The sequence below is a fragment of the Rheinheimera sp. genome, assembly GCF_030824435.1.
Lineage (GTDB): Bacteria > Pseudomonadota > Gammaproteobacteria > Enterobacterales > Alteromonadaceae > Pararheinheimera.
In genome coordinates, this window is sequence record NZ_JAVBXS010000100.1 from 129,700 (window position 1) to 144,596 (window position 14,897).

The following is a 14,897-nucleotide window of genomic DNA, read 5'->3' on the forward strand; positions in this document are numbered from 1 at the left end:
CCTATTTTCCGGCGTGGCGAACCACCCCTGTTGTATTAAAAGTTAAACCGCTGCGTTTTAGTTCGTTTGTGAACGACGCAACGAGCGTGCAAGGCGTGAGCGTTCCCGGTCGGCTTCCAGCAGCGCCTCTTCGATAAAGGCCAGATGGCTGTTGCTGGCTTGCCGGGCTTGTTCCGGTTCGCCATTGATCACCGCTTCCATTAACCGTTGCCGATGTGAATTCAGCTGACTCACTATGCCGTCTTTCTGGCGCAGAATTTCAAGGTTTAACTTAATATTCTGCTCCACCAGCGGTGTTAAACCGCGGACCAGGTGCAGCAACACCACATTATGTGAGGCTGCTGCCACTGCTAAATACAAACTCCCCACAGCTTTGGCTTCAGCGTCTAAATCTTGCTGTTGCTGGGCGGTGCGAATTTCTTCAAATCGTTGTTTAATCTGTTCAAAGTCGGTATTGGTACCCCGCAGCGCGGCGTAATAAGCACAAATACCTTCTAAAGCGTGGCGAAATTCCAGTAAATCAAACTGCGACTCGGGATGGCGACCAATCAGTTCAAACAGCGGATCTGTGAGACCACCCACCAGATTGTCACAGACATAAGTACCACCACCCTGCTTGCGGCTGACCAGACCTTTGGCTTCCATTTTTTGCAAAGCTTCACGCAGGCTTGGCCGCGACACATCAAACTGCTCTGCCAGCTCTCGCTCTGTTGGCAGTTTTTGCCCGGGCGCAAAAGTGCCTTCCAGCAGCATATGCTCCAGCTGCTCGACGATGCGGTCTGACAATTTGGCAGGTTTGATTTTAAGTGTGTTCATCCGTGTCCCTGACGATAAAGCTTAAAGCCCTGAAAACGCCATGTGCTAACGGCTGTTTTTGTGAATAGCTTGTGCTTATCGTGGTCTTTTTTAATATTCTTTGTAAATTGGTAAGACCAATTATCTAAGTCAGGCCATAAGGTAACAGAAAGCGTAGTTGAAGTAAATTCAACCGCACTGTTCTGCTGCGCTTTGCAGCCAAATAGCTAGAGTTATAACTCTAAATTGGTAACTTCCAACGGGGAAATACAGAATTGGTCAGACCATTAATGCAGTAACAGTACATCAGCTGCAACAACAGCAGAACACCGCTGTTGCAACTGATGTGTCAGTGGTTAGCCTAAGGCACCACTTAAGGTAAGAATGGCCACTAATGCCAGAAAAAACAAAATATTACGTTTAGAAAGTTGCACTAAAGAACAACTTTCTGTGCTGCAGTTCAGTAGTTCTTCCGGTAAAGGTTCAGCTGCTTTGGCAATGTCAGTTAACACCTGACAGGCCTGTGTACTGCTGTCGCCAAGGTAACTGAGCAAAATAGCTGAAGCCCGGGAAAAGTGCCCGACCAGCGCAAACCCCAAACCAAATAAGCGGGCTGGTAACCAATCGGCCCAGTGACTTAAGTCGCTGGCAACCGCAGTTAAACGTTGTTGCAACACCAGACTGCGGCTGAGTTGTTGAGTGCGCTCTGACAGTTGTTGTAAATCCTCAGCTGCACTTGTTGTTTGCTCATGCTGTCCCTCAGCAGCAAGGTCAATATCCGCTGCCGTCACTGAAATTTCCGTATCCGCTTGTGCTGATTGTTGAGTGGCGTCCTGCGTTACTTCCGGCGCAGCCATATCAGCAGCAAAATTCTGTGTTGTATTGGTTTGGGCGCTAGCTTCACTCTGTATAACGGCTTCGTTTTCAGTTTCACTACTTATATAAGTGGCAGGTTCAGCCAACAACCGCAAAATGGCATACAACAAAGCACCAAAAGCACCGAACACAGCAAACCAAAACAATACAGCGGCATAATATTTAAAGTTCAGCCAGACCAGACGCTGGCCATAACTCAGTTGCTGAGCGCTGATTCCGGCATCAGTTTCAATTTGTTGCATGGCTAAAAACGCGGCTTGCTGATCATCCCGCGCTGCAGCATTCAGATATTGTTTATATAACTGGCGGTAATGCCAACAGCCCATACACAACAACAACACCAGCGTATTCACCAACAAACTGAATAACCAAAAATCGACCAGCAGCATAAACACTGTGATCAACAGTGCCGGTAACAAACACCAGAGCAATAAACCGGCCTGAGGCCGGGTGATAATGGAAAATGGTGGTTTATCGGCATAATGCAGATAAGGTCTTAAATAACTGACCAGTTGCCATCGAGCGCTACGCACCGCCAACCGCTCTATTATCAGTGCTATTAACATACTGAGCAAAGTCACTTTATTCTCTCCTTATCACAGGTACTAGCCTGCTGCTTATTATCCAGTGCATGAAAAAAACGCCGCCAGTCAAAGGCCTGACCCGGGTCGGTTTTGCGCCCCGGCGCAATATCGCAGTGACCGACAATATGAGTTGGATGCAGCAGCGGGTACTGTTGTAATAAATAAAAACTCAATTCGGTCAGCGCCTGATACTGTGCCTCGGTATAAGCCTCATCGTCACAACCTTCCAGTTCAATACCAATGGAAAAATCATTACATTTTTCCCGGCCCAGAAACTGGCTGACACCCGCATGCCAGGCACGTTTGCTAAAAGGCACATATTGCCAGATACGACCATCACGGAAGATGACACAATGGGCCGACACCCGGATGCCTTTGAGCTGTGCAAAATAAGGGTGGGCTTCATAGTCAAGCCGGCCACCAAAAAAGTCATCTATATAAGGTGTATTGTATTGCCGCGGCGGCAGACTGATATTGTGGATCACCAACAAACTGATATCACGGACATCAGGTCTGTCATCAAAATGTGTGCAGGGTCGGTGCACCAGCACAGGAGCACTCTGTGGCACGCCGGCTTTTTGTGATGCAGTGGCTGAGGCAGATAAAGGCTTTTGCAATTGTTGATCACGCTGTTTATGCTGTTGAGCTATTGTCAGCGCGAAAAGAACACAATGCAAGCATCTGATCCCACAGCTAAACTCGGCAAAGGTTTTGCCCTCATCGCCTGGTTATTACTGCTGGCTGTTATTTATCTGCTGTTTGATGACGCCATTGCCGCCAAGCTCAACCCCAACCAGCAATTAAAAAGCAGTTTAAATGCACAAGGCCAACAACAAGTCACACTGTTGCCCAATGCGCAGGGCCATTATGTCGGCACTTTGCAGCTGAACGGTGTTGACGTGGTGTTTTTACTCGACACCGGCGCTACTGTGGTGGCGGTTTCCACTGCAGTGGCTAAACGCACCGGAATGCAACAAGGCCAACCTTATCAGGTTAGAACGGCAAATGGCGTTACCACAGCCTATCAAAGCCAGATCCATGAACTGAAGCTCGGTACCATAGTCCTTAAGGATTTACCTGCCAGCATAGTGCCCAACCTTACTACGACAAAGGGAAGTACTGAGATTTTGCTAGGAATGAGTGCGCTAAAACATTTAGAATTCGCGCAACAGGCCAATCAACTGCAATTAATTCAAAGAAACTGACTTATGCCATCAATGCAAAAAACTCAACAAACAGCAGAGATCAGCCATCACGAACGGCTGGTTCAGGAAATTCGCCGTGGCGTCAGTCACGCACTGGCAGAAGATTTAGGTTATTTACCGCTGGCGCAAGGTGACATCACAGCAAGTTTGATCCCGGAAACACAACAAGCCACTGCCACTATTATTACGCGGGAAGATTGTGTGATTTGTGGTGTCGACTGGGTAGAAGAAGTATTTCAGCAGTTGTCTGATCAGGTGGTCATTCAATGGTTTGTCAAAGATGGCGATGCCGTCAACGCTAATACCCTGCTTTGCGAAATTAGTGGCCCGGCCCGGGTTTTATTAACAGGTGAACGTACTGCACTGAATTTCTTGCAAACTTTAAGCGGTACCGCCACTACAACTGCCAAATATGTGGCCTTACTTGGCAACAGCAAAACCCGGTTATTAGATACCCGTAAAACTTTACCTGGTTTACGGCTGGCACAAAAATATGCCGTAACCTGTGGGGGTGGTAAAAATCACCGTATCGGTTTGTATGATGCGTTTTTAATTAAAGAAAACCATATTGCCGCTGCCGGTTCTATCGCCAATGCAGTGCAGACCGCCAGACAGAATTTCCCTGGCAAAGCTGTTGAAGTTGAAGTTGAAGACTTAACTGAGCTGGAACAAGCATTAAAAGCCGGCGCCGACATTATTATGCTGGATAACTTCCATATTGCCGATATTCAGCAGGCAGTGGCATTGAATAAAGGCCAGGCCAAACTTGAAGTATCAGGCAATATTACCAGCGAAGCGTTAAAAGCACTGGGCGCTACTGGTGTCGACTATATTTCCAGCGGCGCTCTGACTAAAAATGTACAAGCTGTTGATTTATCTATGAGATTACGTAGTTTGTAATCTTCTTTTTACAGTTCGGCGTCAACAGACGCCGACCGCCTCTCCCGCCTTCAGGCAAATTTTCAGTTTTTTCCTCTTATAACAGCTAGATTCAATGGGTAACAACGATAAAACCTGCTGAAATCTGTGTTTTAAAGCCTGTTAACAACTTGTTTGCTTTATTTGCAACCTGCGTTTCAGGATGCAAGCTTGGCAAATGAAGTAACCAAATAAGGAACTAAAGATCAATTACCTTTAAAAACAGATAGATAAAACTGACTGGCACAACACTTGCTTTACAGGCAAAGATCAAACCAATTTGCGTTACCCCCCGAGTCAGATCGCTGCAAATACAATAATTTATTTTTAATATTCATACACTTAAGCTTGTAAAAAATAAATATTTACAAATATGCATTTTTTTCTTGCGTAACGCGCAAAAATGTCCAGAATAGAAATCAACCCCCCGGGTTAATCAATTACTAATGGAGAAGTACTATGAAACGTAACCAAGGTTTTACATTAATTGAACTGATGATTGTAGTTGCAATCATCGGTATTCTGGCTGCAGTGGCGCTGCCAGCTTATTCAAATTACCAGGCTCGTTCTAAGATGACTGCTGGTCTGCAGGAAATTTCTGCTGGCAAAACTTTGTTTGAAGAAGTGATCAACCGCGGTGGTACACCAACGCTGGCCCTGATTGGCTTACAGGGTACAACGCAAAACTGTACTATCACTGTTGGTGCTGACAACATTGTGTGTGCAATGTTAAACGCACCTACTCAGATTGCATCAGCAACTCTGACCTGGACACGTGACGGCACTACAGGCGTTTGGACTTGTGCTTCTGCAGGTGCTACAGATCCTGAATTAGCTCCAGCATCTTGCCCGCAATAATAAGTTAAATAGTTAAAAAAGCTCTCCTGACGGAGAGCTTTTTATTTTATCGCATTTTGCTTTTCAGCAAGCTGCACTTAACAGTTGAATTCTTTCCCCTCGCTGTCATAATCAAAATGCTAATTTTCTTATTATTATCTGACAGATGGATGTATTGTCGTTATGGCTTTTAACCTGCAATCAATTCTTCTTCGCCGTCTGGGCCAATCCGGCCTGATTGATGCGGGCCATTGCACTAAAGTTGCAGCCGAAAAAAATAATCAGTATCAAACCGCTGCCGACTTTTTAATTGGTGAAAAACTCATTACGCCTCAAGCCCTGGCCATAGCAGCTGGTGGTTTTACTATGCACAGTGTGCTGGATTTGGATTATTACGATCTGGACTATGTGCCCGAGCAGGAACGTAATGAAAAACTGATCCGTAAACACCATGTGTTGCCTGTATTTAAACGTGGCCGTACCTTATTCCTTGCCGTGGTAGACCCCACAGATATGCAGCCGGTGGAAGATTTTGAATTCAGCACTGGCCTGCGGGTCGAAGTGGTGGTGGTTGAATTTGACAAACTGCATAAACTGATAGACCGGGTATTTGATCAAAAAGCCAGTGACAGTTTTTCCAATACTGACTGGGATTTAGGTGAGCTAGGCCTTGCCGAAATTGATGATGATGACAATCCCAATGAAGCTGAAGACGGCCCTATTATTACTTTTATTAATAAGATGCTGCATGACGCTATCCGCAAAGGTGCTTCAGATTTGCACTTTGAGCCTTATGAAAAAAGTTATCGGATTCGTTTTCGTATCGACGGTATTTTGCATGAAGTTGCCTCTCCGCCTGTGGCCTTGTCGAGCCGCTTGTCAGCCCGGTTAAAAGTCATGTCACGGCTGGATATTGCGGAAAAACGGGTGCCGCAGGATGGCCGTATTAAGCTCAAACTGTCACAGAAAAAGTCGATTGATTTTCGGGTTAGCAGCCTGCCCACACTCTGGGGCGAAAAAATAGTAATGCGGATTTTAGATTCCGACAGCGCTATGTTGGGTATTGATATTCTGGGTTATGAAGAACAGCAGAAAAAACTGTATTTATCAGCGCTAGAACAGCCACAGGGTATGATTCTGGTGACAGGCCCAACAGGCAGCGGTAAAACGGTGTCGCTTTATACTGGCCTGAACATTCTGAATACTGAAGAAACCAATATCTCCACCGCCGAAGATCCGGTGGAAATTAACTTACCCGGTATCAATCAGGTGCAGGTGAACCCTAAAGCGGGTTTAACCTTCCCTATGGCATTAAAATCTTTTTTACGGCAAGACCCGGATGTCATCATGGTGGGTGAAATCCGCGATCTGGAAACCGCTGAAATTGCCATTAAAGCAGCACAAACAGGCCACCTGGTATTAAGCACCCTGCACACCAACTCTGCACCTGAAACCCTCACCCGTTTATTAAATATGGGTGTGCCGGCTTATAACGTCGCCAGTTCTGTCAGTTTAATTATTGCGCAGCGTCTGGCTCGTCGTTTATGTAACCATTGCAAGGCACCAGAAACCTTACCGGAAGAAGAGTTGTTACGGCAGGGTTTTACTGCCGCCCAACTGCCCGGCATTAAATTATGCAAACCTGTTGGCTGTGAATATTGCACCGGAGGTTACAAAGGTCGGGTTGGTATTTATGAAGTGATGCCAATATCGCCTGCCATTGCCGAAAAAATTATGCATGGTGGTAATTCACTGGAAATTGCTAAACAAGCGCAGCTTGAAGGCATTAATAACTTACGACAATCGGGTTTACTCAAAGCAGCTGCCGGTTTAACCAGCCTCACTGAAATTAACCGGGTAACCAACGCTTAACTTTAATAACAGCGAAGTTTTTTTGCTGGACAAGGGACATCGTCATGGCTCCACAACCAAAAATAAAAGAGCAGGATAATTACGCCTGGAAAGGGGTAAACCGCAGAGGCAAAAAGGCCGACGGTGAAATCCGCGCCAACTCTATTAATGAAGCCAAGGCGTTATTGCGCCAGCAGGGCATCACCCCTTCGATAGTGACCAAAAAGCGGAAAAGTTTATTGGGTGGTGATGCCAAAATTACCGCCGCCGATGTGGCAGTGCTGACCCGGCAAATTGCCACTATGCTAACGGCCGGTGTCCCTCTGGTTCAGTCAATCGACTTAATCAGCAGCGGTGCTGAGAAAAAATCTTTACGCAATCTGATGCAGAAAATATCTCTGAAAGTCCAAAGTGGTATTCCATTGTCAGAAGTGCTCAGAGAGCACCCTAAATACTTTGATGAACTGTATTGTGATCTGGTGAAGTCCGGCGAGCAGTCCGGTGCTTTAGACCGCATCTTTGACCGGGTTGCCACTTACAAAGAAAAAGCCGAAGCGCTGAAATCAAAAATTAAAAAAGCCATGTTTTACCCTATCGCCGTTATGGTGGTAGCACTGGTGGTAACCTCCATTTTGCTGATTTTTGTGGTGCCTTCTTTTGCAGAAATTTTTGCCGGTTTTGGTGCTGAACTGCCGGCATTTACCTTGTTTGTGCTTGGTATTTCAGAATGGATGCAAAGTTATTGGTGGGTGGTACTTGCTGCCATCATTCTTGGTTTGTTTTTATTTAAAAAGGCTTACAACAATAACCTGCAGTTTAAAACCGCCACCGACGCTATGGCTTTAAAGCTGCCGGTAATGGGCATGATTATTAATAAAGCCGCTGTTGCCCGTTATGCCCGGACTTTATCCACCACTTTTGCTGCCGGTGTACCTTTGATTGAGGCGCTGGAATCAGCGGCTGGCGCTGCAGGCAACGAAATTTATAAAAATGCCATAATGGAAGTACGGGCTGATGTATCGGCAGGTGGCCAGATGTTCAGTTCAATGAAAACCACCAACAGGTTCCCTGAAATGGTGATCCAAATGGTATCTATCGGCGAAGAGTCCGGTGCCCTCGATGATATGCTGGCCCGGGTGGCCAATATTTACGAACAGGAAGTAGACGACGCCGTTGATGGTCTGACCGCACTGTTAGAACCGATGATTATGGCGGTGCTGGGTGTCATTATCGGTGGCCTGATAGTCGCCATGTATTTACCTATCTTCCAGTTAGGTTCGGTGATCAAATGATGTCGTCAGTTGCCGAAACCGCGCTGTTTTTTCAGCAATCGCCGTACTGGTTTGCCGCAGTGGTGTTTTTGTTCAGCCTTTGTGTCGGCAGTTTTTTAAATGTGGTGGTGTATCGTTTACCGCTGATGATGGAAAAAAGCTGGCAACAGGAGTATCAGGAGTATTTCTCTCCGGATCTGGAACCAGCTAACGCACCGGTGTTTAACCTGGCCGTGCCCCGTTCAGCGTGCCCGCACTGCAAACACCAGTTGTCAGCTTTGGATAATATTCCGCTTTTGAGTTACCTGCTGCTGCAAGGTAAATGCCGTTATTGTAAAGCACCGGTAAGCTTGAGATACCCGCTGCTGGAACTTGCCACCGCACTGCTATCTGCGGTCGTCGCCTGGCAATTTGGTGCTACAGCAACCGGCTTGTTGTATCTGGGGGTGACCTGGGCTTTGCTGGCGTTGACTTTTATTGACATAGATAAAATGCTGCTGCCAGATCAAATCACTTTGCCGTTATTGTGGTTGGCCCTGGTTGCAGCTGTTGCTGGTTTTAGCAAAGTGGACGCAGCAACGGCCATTACAGGGGCGGCCTTTGGTTATCTGGCGCTCTGGTCTGTCTATTGGTTATTTAAGCTGTTAACCGGTAAAGAAGGTATGGGTTATGGCGACTTTAAACTGCTGGCGGTATTTGGCGCTTTGCTTGGCTGGCAACAGCTGCCGCTGATTATTCTGTTGTCGTCTTTTGTCGGTGCAGTGATTGGCTCTGTGTTATTGGCAATGCAAGGTAAAGACAAAAATAACGCTATCCCTTTTGGTCCTTATATTGCTGCCGCCGGCTGGATTGCCATGTTGTGGGGTGAACAAATCACTGCAGCTTATTTATCGATGATCCAGCTGTAATAACATTGATGAGCAACTTTATTGTTGGACTGACAGGCGGCATTGGCAGCGGTAAAACCACTGTTGCCAACCAGTTTGCAACTTTGGGTGTGCAGCTGGTTGATGCCGATGTTGTGGCCCGTGAGGTGGTAGCGCCTGGCACTGCAGCTCTTAATGTTATCAGCAGCCATTTTGGCACCGGTATCTTGCTGGCCGACGGCAGCCTGAACCGTGCTTTGCTCAGGAAAAAAGTCTTTAGCAACCCAAGCGACAAACAATGGCTGAATCAGCTGCTGCATCCGCTTATCCGCGAGCAAATGTTACAACAACTGGCTGCAGCAACTTCACCTTATGTACTGCTGGTTGCCCCCCTCTTGCTGGAAAACGGTTTGCAGACTTTGGTTGATCAGCTATTGGTGGTAGATGTCAGCCCGGAAACCCAACTACAACGTACCACTGAGCGTGACAAAGTGCCGGCCAGTCAGGTTGAGGCCATTATGGCGTCGCAGTGTTCACGTGAACAAAGGCATGCTGCTGCAACCCAGCTGCTGGACAATGATTTACCACTGCAGAGCCTGCCGGAAAGAGTGGCAGCCCTGCATCAAATATATTCGGCGCTGGCGGCAGAAAAACTAGCCAAATCGCCAACTTAAGGTTATGTTAACTGTCGGGTGCAGCTGCAACCCACTGGCTTTTTTTGGGGTGCATCTCTGGCATGGCAGAATTGATCTACGAACATCCACTCAGCGAAAAAGTCAGAACCTATCTGCGTGTCGAATATTTATTTAATCAGGTGAATAATCAGCTGGCTTTGGCCAACGAATCACAACAACTCGGCTTTTTTACCTCACTTTTTGCTTTGATTGAAGTCCTGGACAGAAATGATATCCGTCCTGATCTGATCAAAGATGTGGAACGATGTGAAAGTGCGCTGGTTGGCTGGTCGCGTCACCCCTCAATCTCCGACGACAGCCTGCAATTGATGTTGCAACAGGCGGTCCGGCTGCAAAGTGAACTGATTCGTGGCGCCAAATTTGCTAATGTACTTAAAGAAGACAAATTTTTAGGACCATTGCGCCAAAGGTTTTTTATCCCTGGCGGCACCTGCTATTTTGACTTACCCCAATTGCAGTACTGGTATACCCAGCCGCTCGACACCAGACAAAAAGCGGCACAAGACTGGATTGCACAGTTGCAGCTGGTGGAAAGAGCCATCAGATTTGTGCTGACTTTTATCCGTGAACGCGGCAAGTTTCAAGCTGTTGTGGCAGAAAATGGTTATTACCAGAGCAATACCGAACAGTTTGAATTGTTAAGGTTAAAGTATCCGCTGGACTATTGTTGTTATCCCACCATCAGCGGTAACAAATACCGTTATGCCATTCGTTTTATGCAGCTTTGTGATACTCAGGGCCGCGCTACCTCAGATAAAAATATTGCGTTTGAACTGGCTTGCTGCTGACTGAGGTATAATGCGGCTTTTGGTATCAGCACGCAGGAATTGTTATGTCAGAGCTCAAAGTACAGTGCCCAACTTGTCAGATAGAAGTGCTGTGGGGTCCACAATCGCCGTTCCGGCCTTTTTGCAGCGACCGCTGCCGTTTGATTGATTTGGGTGAATGGGCCAGTGAAAGCCGCCGTATCGCCGATAAACAGCCAATAGAAGCAGGATTGGGCGATGCCGATCTGATGGCACTGGAAGACGAGCTGATGCAACAGGAAAATAAGTTCTTTCAGGAATAACACAACAATTACAACAAACAAAACCCGGTTTAGACCGGGTTTTGTTTAACTGTGAAACAGCTGTTGCACCGCAGCCAGAATAGGCTGGTTGGCATCCGGGAACTGATAGTTGCCAAGTTCGAGCTGATGCACCCAGGCGGTTTGTTGCCCTTCGAGGCCCTCGCCTTCACCGCTAAAATCTTCTACCAACCAGACATCCAATAACACGGTTTTTTCCGGATAAGCATATTCAAGCTGCAACATAGCTGATGCGTTATGCACCTGCAGGTTCACTTCTTCCAGCAATTCACGTTGCAGTGCCTGCAACACAGTTTCACCGGCTTCCACTTTACCACCGGGAAACTCCCAACGCCCACCCTGATGCAATTGATCGGGTCTTTTGCTGATAAAAATAAAATCACCCCGTTTAATCACCCCAACGGCGACATGCACAATTTTTGTTGTTGCCACTTTTAATCCTCGGTTTTTACCTTTGTTTACCATGCTGCCAACTTGTTGTTGCATGGCAAATAAGTTGACGGCGGCTTACAACGCTATTGCACGCTGTTTTATAAGCGAAAAAAAAGCAGAGCGAGCTCTGCTTTTTTTCATCATGCCACTTTAGCTTAACTTGCCATGGCACTGTTTATACTTTTTGCCTGAACCACATGGACAAACATCGTTACGGCCAATTTTATCGCCGTCACGGAACACCGGAGCGCCGGGTGTTGCCGGCACTTCACCGCCAACATGCTCTGCTTCTTCGTGTTCAAACTTCATCGCAACAGCATCAGCTTTACGACGTTGTTCTTCCACAGCTTCCACATCTTCAGGCGCACGGATTTGCACTCGGCTTAACACACCTACCACGTCCAGTTTCAGCTGATCCAGCATATTGGAGAACAGTTCAAAAGCTTCGCGTTTATATTCCTGCTTCGGGTTTTTCTGTGCATAACCACGCAGGTTAATACCCTGACGCAGATGATCCATCGCAGCCAGGTGTTCTTTCCAGTGAGTGTCCAGACTCTGCAACATCACTGCTTTTTCAAACTGACGCAGCACTGGTGCACCCACCATTTGCTCTTTCAGTTCGTAAGATTTTTCAACCACATCCTGAATACGCTCTTTTAATTTTTCTTCAAACAGCTTGTTGTCTTCGGCCAGCCACTTGCCAATCGGCATATCCAGCGCAAAGTCAGAGCGCAAACGGGCTTCCAGACCTGGAATATCCCACATTTCATCCAATGACTGCGGCGGAATATATTGATCCAGCACCGTCTGCACCACGTCAGTACGAATGGCGGCAATGGTTTCAGTAATATCGTCTGTTGCCAGCAGCTCGTTGCGCTGCTCATACACCACTTTACGCTGGTCGTTGGCTACATCATCAAACTCTAATAACTGTTTACGGATATCAAAGTTGCGGGCTTCTACTTTACGTTGTGCGTTTTCAATAGCACGACTGACCAGCGGGTGTTCAATAGCTTCACCTGCTTCCATACCCAGTTTGCGCATCATACCGGCCATGCGGTCTGAGGCAAAAATACGCATTAACGCATCATCCAGCGCCAGATAAAAACGACTGGAACCGGCATCACCCTGACGACCGGCGCGACCACGCAGCTGGTTGTCGATGCGGCGTGATTCGTGACGTTCAGTACCAATAATATGTAAACCACCGGCGGCTATCACAGCGTCATGACGCTCCTGCCACTGCGCTTTAATGTCATCAATTTGTGCCTGAGTCGGGTTCTCCAGCTTCGCGACTTCTGACTGCCAGTTACCGCCTAAGACGATGTCAGTACCACGACCTGCCATGTTAGTGGCTATAGTCACAGCACCAGGACGACCGGCTTCGGCAATAATTTGCGCTTCGTTAGCGTGGAACTTGGCGTTTAACACCTGATGGGTAATTTTGGCTTTATGTAATAAAGACGACAGGTATTCAGAACTTTCAATTGAAGCTGTACCGACCAGCACCGGCCTTTTGGCGTCGCGGGTGGCTTCAATGTCTTTAATAATGGCCTGATACTTTTCTTCGGCTGTCAGATACACCAAATCTGGCATATCTTTACGTACCATAGGTCTGTTAGTTGGAACTACTATAGTTTCCAGACCATAAATTTGTTGAAATTCAAAAGCTTCGGTATCGGCAGTACCGGTCATACCGGCCAGTTTTTCATACAAACGGAAGTAGTTCTGGAAGGTAATAGAGGCCAGCGTCTGGTTTTCGTTCTGAATACGCACACCTTCTTTGGCTTCAATCGCCTGGTGCAAACCTTCAGACCAACGACGGCCTTCCATAGTACGGCCTGTGTGTTCGTCAACAATCACAATCTGGCCGTCTTTAATCACATAATCTACGTCTTTTTTGAACAGGTTGTGTCCGCGTAACGCGGCATACACATGGTGCAACAAGGTAATGTTGCTGGCAGAAAACAGCGATTCACCTTCCTGCATTAAACCACGTTCCAGCAGAATTTCTTCCACTCTGATCTGGCCACGTTCGGTTAAATAAATCTGTTTGGCTTTTTCGTCGATGGTGAAATGACCATCGCCCATCTGGCCTTCTTCGTCTTCTTTTTCCTGGCGTTCCAGCAGAGGAACCACAGTGTTGATCTGACGATATAATTCTGAGCTGTCTTCAGCCTGACCCGAGATAATCAAAGGGGTACGGGCTTCGTCAATCAGGATGGAGTCCACTTCGTCGATAATGGCATAAGCAAGGTCACGTTGTACCCTGTCAGCCATGCTAAAGGCCATATTGTCACGCAGGTAATCAAAACCAAATTCGTTGTTGGTACCGTAGGTAATGTCAGCAGCATAAGCCTGCTGCTTTTCCGGATGTTGCATGCCAGGCACGTTCACACCCACTGTTAAACCTAAAAAGCTGAATAATGGCTCGTTCGTGGCGGCATCACGCTTCGCCAGATAGTCGTTGACGGTAATGACATGCACGGCACCACCGCTCAGCGCATTCAGATAAGCCGGCAGCGTTGCGGTCAGGGTTTTACCTTCACCGGTACGCATTTCGGAAATTTTGCCCTGATGCAACACAATACCGCCAATCAGCTGCACGTCAAAATGACGCATGCCAAACACCCTTTTACTGGCTTCACGCACAGTAGCAAAGGCTTCCGGCAGCAAATCGTCCAGACTGGCACCCTCGGCATAACGTTGTTTAAATTCTGCAGTTTTGGCCTGCAACTGTTCATCAGACAAAGCTGCAAACTGGCTTTCCATGCCGTTGATTTCGTCGACCGTTTTAGCGAGTTTTTTCAGGTAACGATCGTTGCGACTACCAAATAATCTGGTAAAGAGTTTTCCAAACATTGTCCAAATACCACTTTTATTGTTGAGACTGGCGTGCAGTCCTGGCAGAGCCATTGAAGTTTTTTGTCCGACGGTTCACAAACAACATCGGGTCTATTTGCTGACCATCTTTTAATATTTCGTAATGTACATGTGGCCCTGTTGAACGGCCGGTATTGCCGATAGTGGCAATTTGCTGGCCTTTACTGACCAGTTGTCCAATCTCGGCCTGAATTGCTTTGGCATGACCATAACGGCTGCGGTAACCATCGGCGTGTTCAACTTCCACCATCAGGCCATAACCAAAACGCTCACCAGCCCAGGTGACAATACCGCCTGCAGTTGCCAGCACCGGATCACCTTCGGCTCCGGCAAAATCAACACCACGATGTAACGCTGGTTGCCCGGTAAAAGGGTCGCTGCGTACACCATAAGCTGAAGATAGATAACCTTTTTGTACCGGCCGGCCAGATAACTGACTGTTCATACCGATATTGTGATTCAGATCCAAAGATTCAAGTAAGGCAAAACGGGTTTGTTCAGTTTGCAGATTTTGCTCAAGCGACGTCAGTTGCAACAACACCTGATTTAAATCATCCAGGCTTAACTGCACTCCACCCTGCGCCGGACCACCCATAG

The 14,897-nt window shown here is 47.2% G+C and carries 15 protein-coding genes; 9 read left to right on the forward strand and 6 right to left on the reverse strand.

Annotation, left to right across the window (positions count from 1 at the left end):
- Window positions 1-57: 57 nt before the first annotated feature.
- The 3 genes from pdhR to ampD all read right to left on the reverse strand — a co-directional run bounded on the left by pdhR (window position 58) and on the right by ampD (window position 2,872).
- Window positions 58-816, reverse strand: coding sequence for a pyruvate dehydrogenase complex transcriptional repressor PdhR (gene pdhR / locus RCH83_RS16960; RefSeq protein ID WP_306523968.1), 759 nt, complete (start codon window positions 814-816; stop codon window positions 58-60).
- Between the two features lie 335 nt (window positions 817-1,151).
- Window positions 1,152-2,252, reverse strand: coding sequence for a regulatory signaling modulator protein AmpE (ampE, locus tag RCH83_RS16965; protein WP_306523969.1), 1,101 nt, complete (start codon window positions 2,250-2,252; stop codon window positions 1,152-1,154).
- Window positions 2,249-2,872, reverse strand: a complete 624-nt coding sequence (gene ampD, locus RCH83_RS16970; protein WP_306523970.1) for a 1,6-anhydro-N-acetylmuramyl-L-alanine amidase AmpD — start codon at window positions 2,870-2,872, stop codon at window positions 2,249-2,251. Before ampD ends, ampE begins: the two co-directional genes overlap by 4 nt.
- A gap of 54 nt (window positions 2,873-2,926) precedes the next feature.
- On the opposite strand from ampD, the gene RCH83_RS16975 reads away from it, so the two are divergent.
- From RCH83_RS16975 to yacG, 9 genes are all read left to right on the forward strand, one after another.
- Window positions 2,927-3,460 (forward strand): TIGR02281 family clan AA aspartic protease, encoded by a 534-nt coding sequence (locus tag RCH83_RS16975; protein WP_306523971.1) that lies wholly within the window; start codon window positions 2,927-2,929, stop codon window positions 3,458-3,460.
- A 12-nt stretch (window positions 3,461-3,472) separates the two neighbouring features.
- Complete coding sequence (gene nadC / locus RCH83_RS16980) at window positions 3,473-4,360, forward strand: carboxylating nicotinate-nucleotide diphosphorylase (protein ID WP_373689817.1); 888 nt, start codon at window positions 3,473-3,475, stop codon at window positions 4,358-4,360.
- Window positions 4,361-4,837: 477 nt separating this feature from the next.
- Window positions 4,838-5,236 carry a pilin gene (locus RCH83_RS16985; protein ID WP_306523973.1) on the forward strand — a complete coding sequence of 133 codons (399 nt, stop codon included), beginning with the start codon at window positions 4,838-4,840 and terminating at the stop codon, window positions 5,234-5,236.
- 162 nt (window positions 5,237-5,398) lie between these two features.
- Window positions 5,399-7,087 (forward strand): type IV-A pilus assembly ATPase PilB, encoded by a 1,689-nt coding sequence (pilB, locus tag RCH83_RS16990; protein ID WP_306523974.1) that lies wholly within the window; start codon window positions 5,399-5,401, stop codon window positions 7,085-7,087.
- 44 nt (window positions 7,088-7,131) lie between these two features.
- Window positions 7,132-8,358, forward strand: coding sequence for a type II secretion system F family protein (locus RCH83_RS16995; RefSeq protein WP_306523975.1), 1,227 nt, complete (start codon window positions 7,132-7,134; stop codon window positions 8,356-8,358).
- Entirely contained in the window at window positions 8,358-9,245 is an 888-nt protein-coding gene (locus RCH83_RS17000; protein WP_306523976.1) for an A24 family peptidase, read from the forward strand. Before RCH83_RS16995 ends, RCH83_RS17000 begins: the two co-directional genes overlap by 1 nt.
- An 8-nt stretch (window positions 9,246-9,253) precedes the next feature.
- Window positions 9,254-9,877: a dephospho-CoA kinase gene (gene coaE / locus RCH83_RS17005; protein ID WP_306523977.1), complete on the forward strand. Its 624-nt coding sequence runs from the start codon at window positions 9,254-9,256 to the stop codon at window positions 9,875-9,877.
- Between the two features lie 62 nt (window positions 9,878-9,939).
- Window positions 9,940-10,686 carry a cell division protein ZapD gene (gene zapD / locus RCH83_RS17010; protein WP_306523978.1) on the forward strand — a complete coding sequence of 249 codons (747 nt, stop codon included), beginning with the start codon at window positions 9,940-9,942 and terminating at the stop codon, window positions 10,684-10,686.
- Window positions 10,687-10,730: 44 nt separating this feature from the next.
- On the forward strand, window positions 10,731-10,967 hold the full coding sequence (gene yacG / locus RCH83_RS17015) for a DNA gyrase inhibitor YacG (RefSeq protein ID WP_306523979.1): 237 nt from the start codon (window positions 10,731-10,733) through the stop codon (window positions 10,965-10,967).
- Window positions 10,968-11,012: 45 nt separating this feature from the next.
- On the opposite strand, the gene mutT is transcribed toward yacG, so the two are convergent.
- The 3 genes from mutT to RCH83_RS17030 form a co-directional block, all read right to left on the reverse strand.
- Window positions 11,013-11,417 (reverse strand): 8-oxo-dGTP diphosphatase MutT, encoded by a 405-nt coding sequence (gene mutT / locus RCH83_RS17020; RefSeq protein ID WP_306523980.1) that lies wholly within the window; start codon window positions 11,415-11,417, stop codon window positions 11,013-11,015.
- A 150-nt stretch (window positions 11,418-11,567) separates the two neighbouring features.
- Window positions 11,568-14,279, reverse strand: a complete 2,712-nt coding sequence (gene secA / locus RCH83_RS17025; protein ID WP_306523981.1) for a preprotein translocase subunit SecA — start codon at window positions 14,277-14,279, stop codon at window positions 11,568-11,570.
- A gap of 16 nt (window positions 14,280-14,295) precedes the next feature.
- The coding region (locus RCH83_RS17030; RefSeq protein ID WP_306523982.1) for a M23 family metallopeptidase at window positions 14,296-14,897 on the reverse strand (602 nt) is incomplete at its 5' end.

Coding starts and splice junctions, on each gene's coding strand:
- pdhR (WP_306523968.1), bottom strand. CDS start 816: ATGAACACACTTAAAATCAAACCTGCCAAATTGTCAGACCGCATCGTC.
- RCH83_RS16975 (WP_306523971.1), top strand. CDS start 2,927: ATGCAAGCATCTGATCCCACAGCTAAACTCGGCAAAGGTTTTGCCCTC.
- nadC (WP_373689817.1), top strand. CDS start 3,473: ATGCAAAAAACTCAACAAACAGCAGAGATCAGCCATCACGAACGGCTG.
- RCH83_RS16985 (WP_306523973.1), top strand. CDS start 4,838: ATGAAACGTAACCAAGGTTTTACATTAATTGAACTGATGATTGTAGTT.
- pilB (WP_306523974.1), top strand. CDS start 5,399: ATGGCTTTTAACCTGCAATCAATTCTTCTTCGCCGTCTGGGCCAATCC.
- RCH83_RS16995 (WP_306523975.1), top strand. CDS start 7,132: ATGGCTCCACAACCAAAAATAAAAGAGCAGGATAATTACGCCTGGAAA.
- RCH83_RS17000 (WP_306523976.1), top strand. CDS start 8,358: ATGTCGTCAGTTGCCGAAACCGCGCTGTTTTTTCAGCAATCGCCGTAC.
- coaE (WP_306523977.1), top strand. CDS start 9,254: ATGAGCAACTTTATTGTTGGACTGACAGGCGGCATTGGCAGCGGTAAA.
- zapD (WP_306523978.1), top strand. CDS start 9,940: ATGGCAGAATTGATCTACGAACATCCACTCAGCGAAAAAGTCAGAACC.
- yacG (WP_306523979.1), top strand. CDS start 10,731: ATGTCAGAGCTCAAAGTACAGTGCCCAACTTGTCAGATAGAAGTGCTG.
- secA (WP_306523981.1), bottom strand. CDS start 14,279: ATGTTTGGAAAACTCTTTACCAGATTATTTGGTAGTCGCAACGATCGT.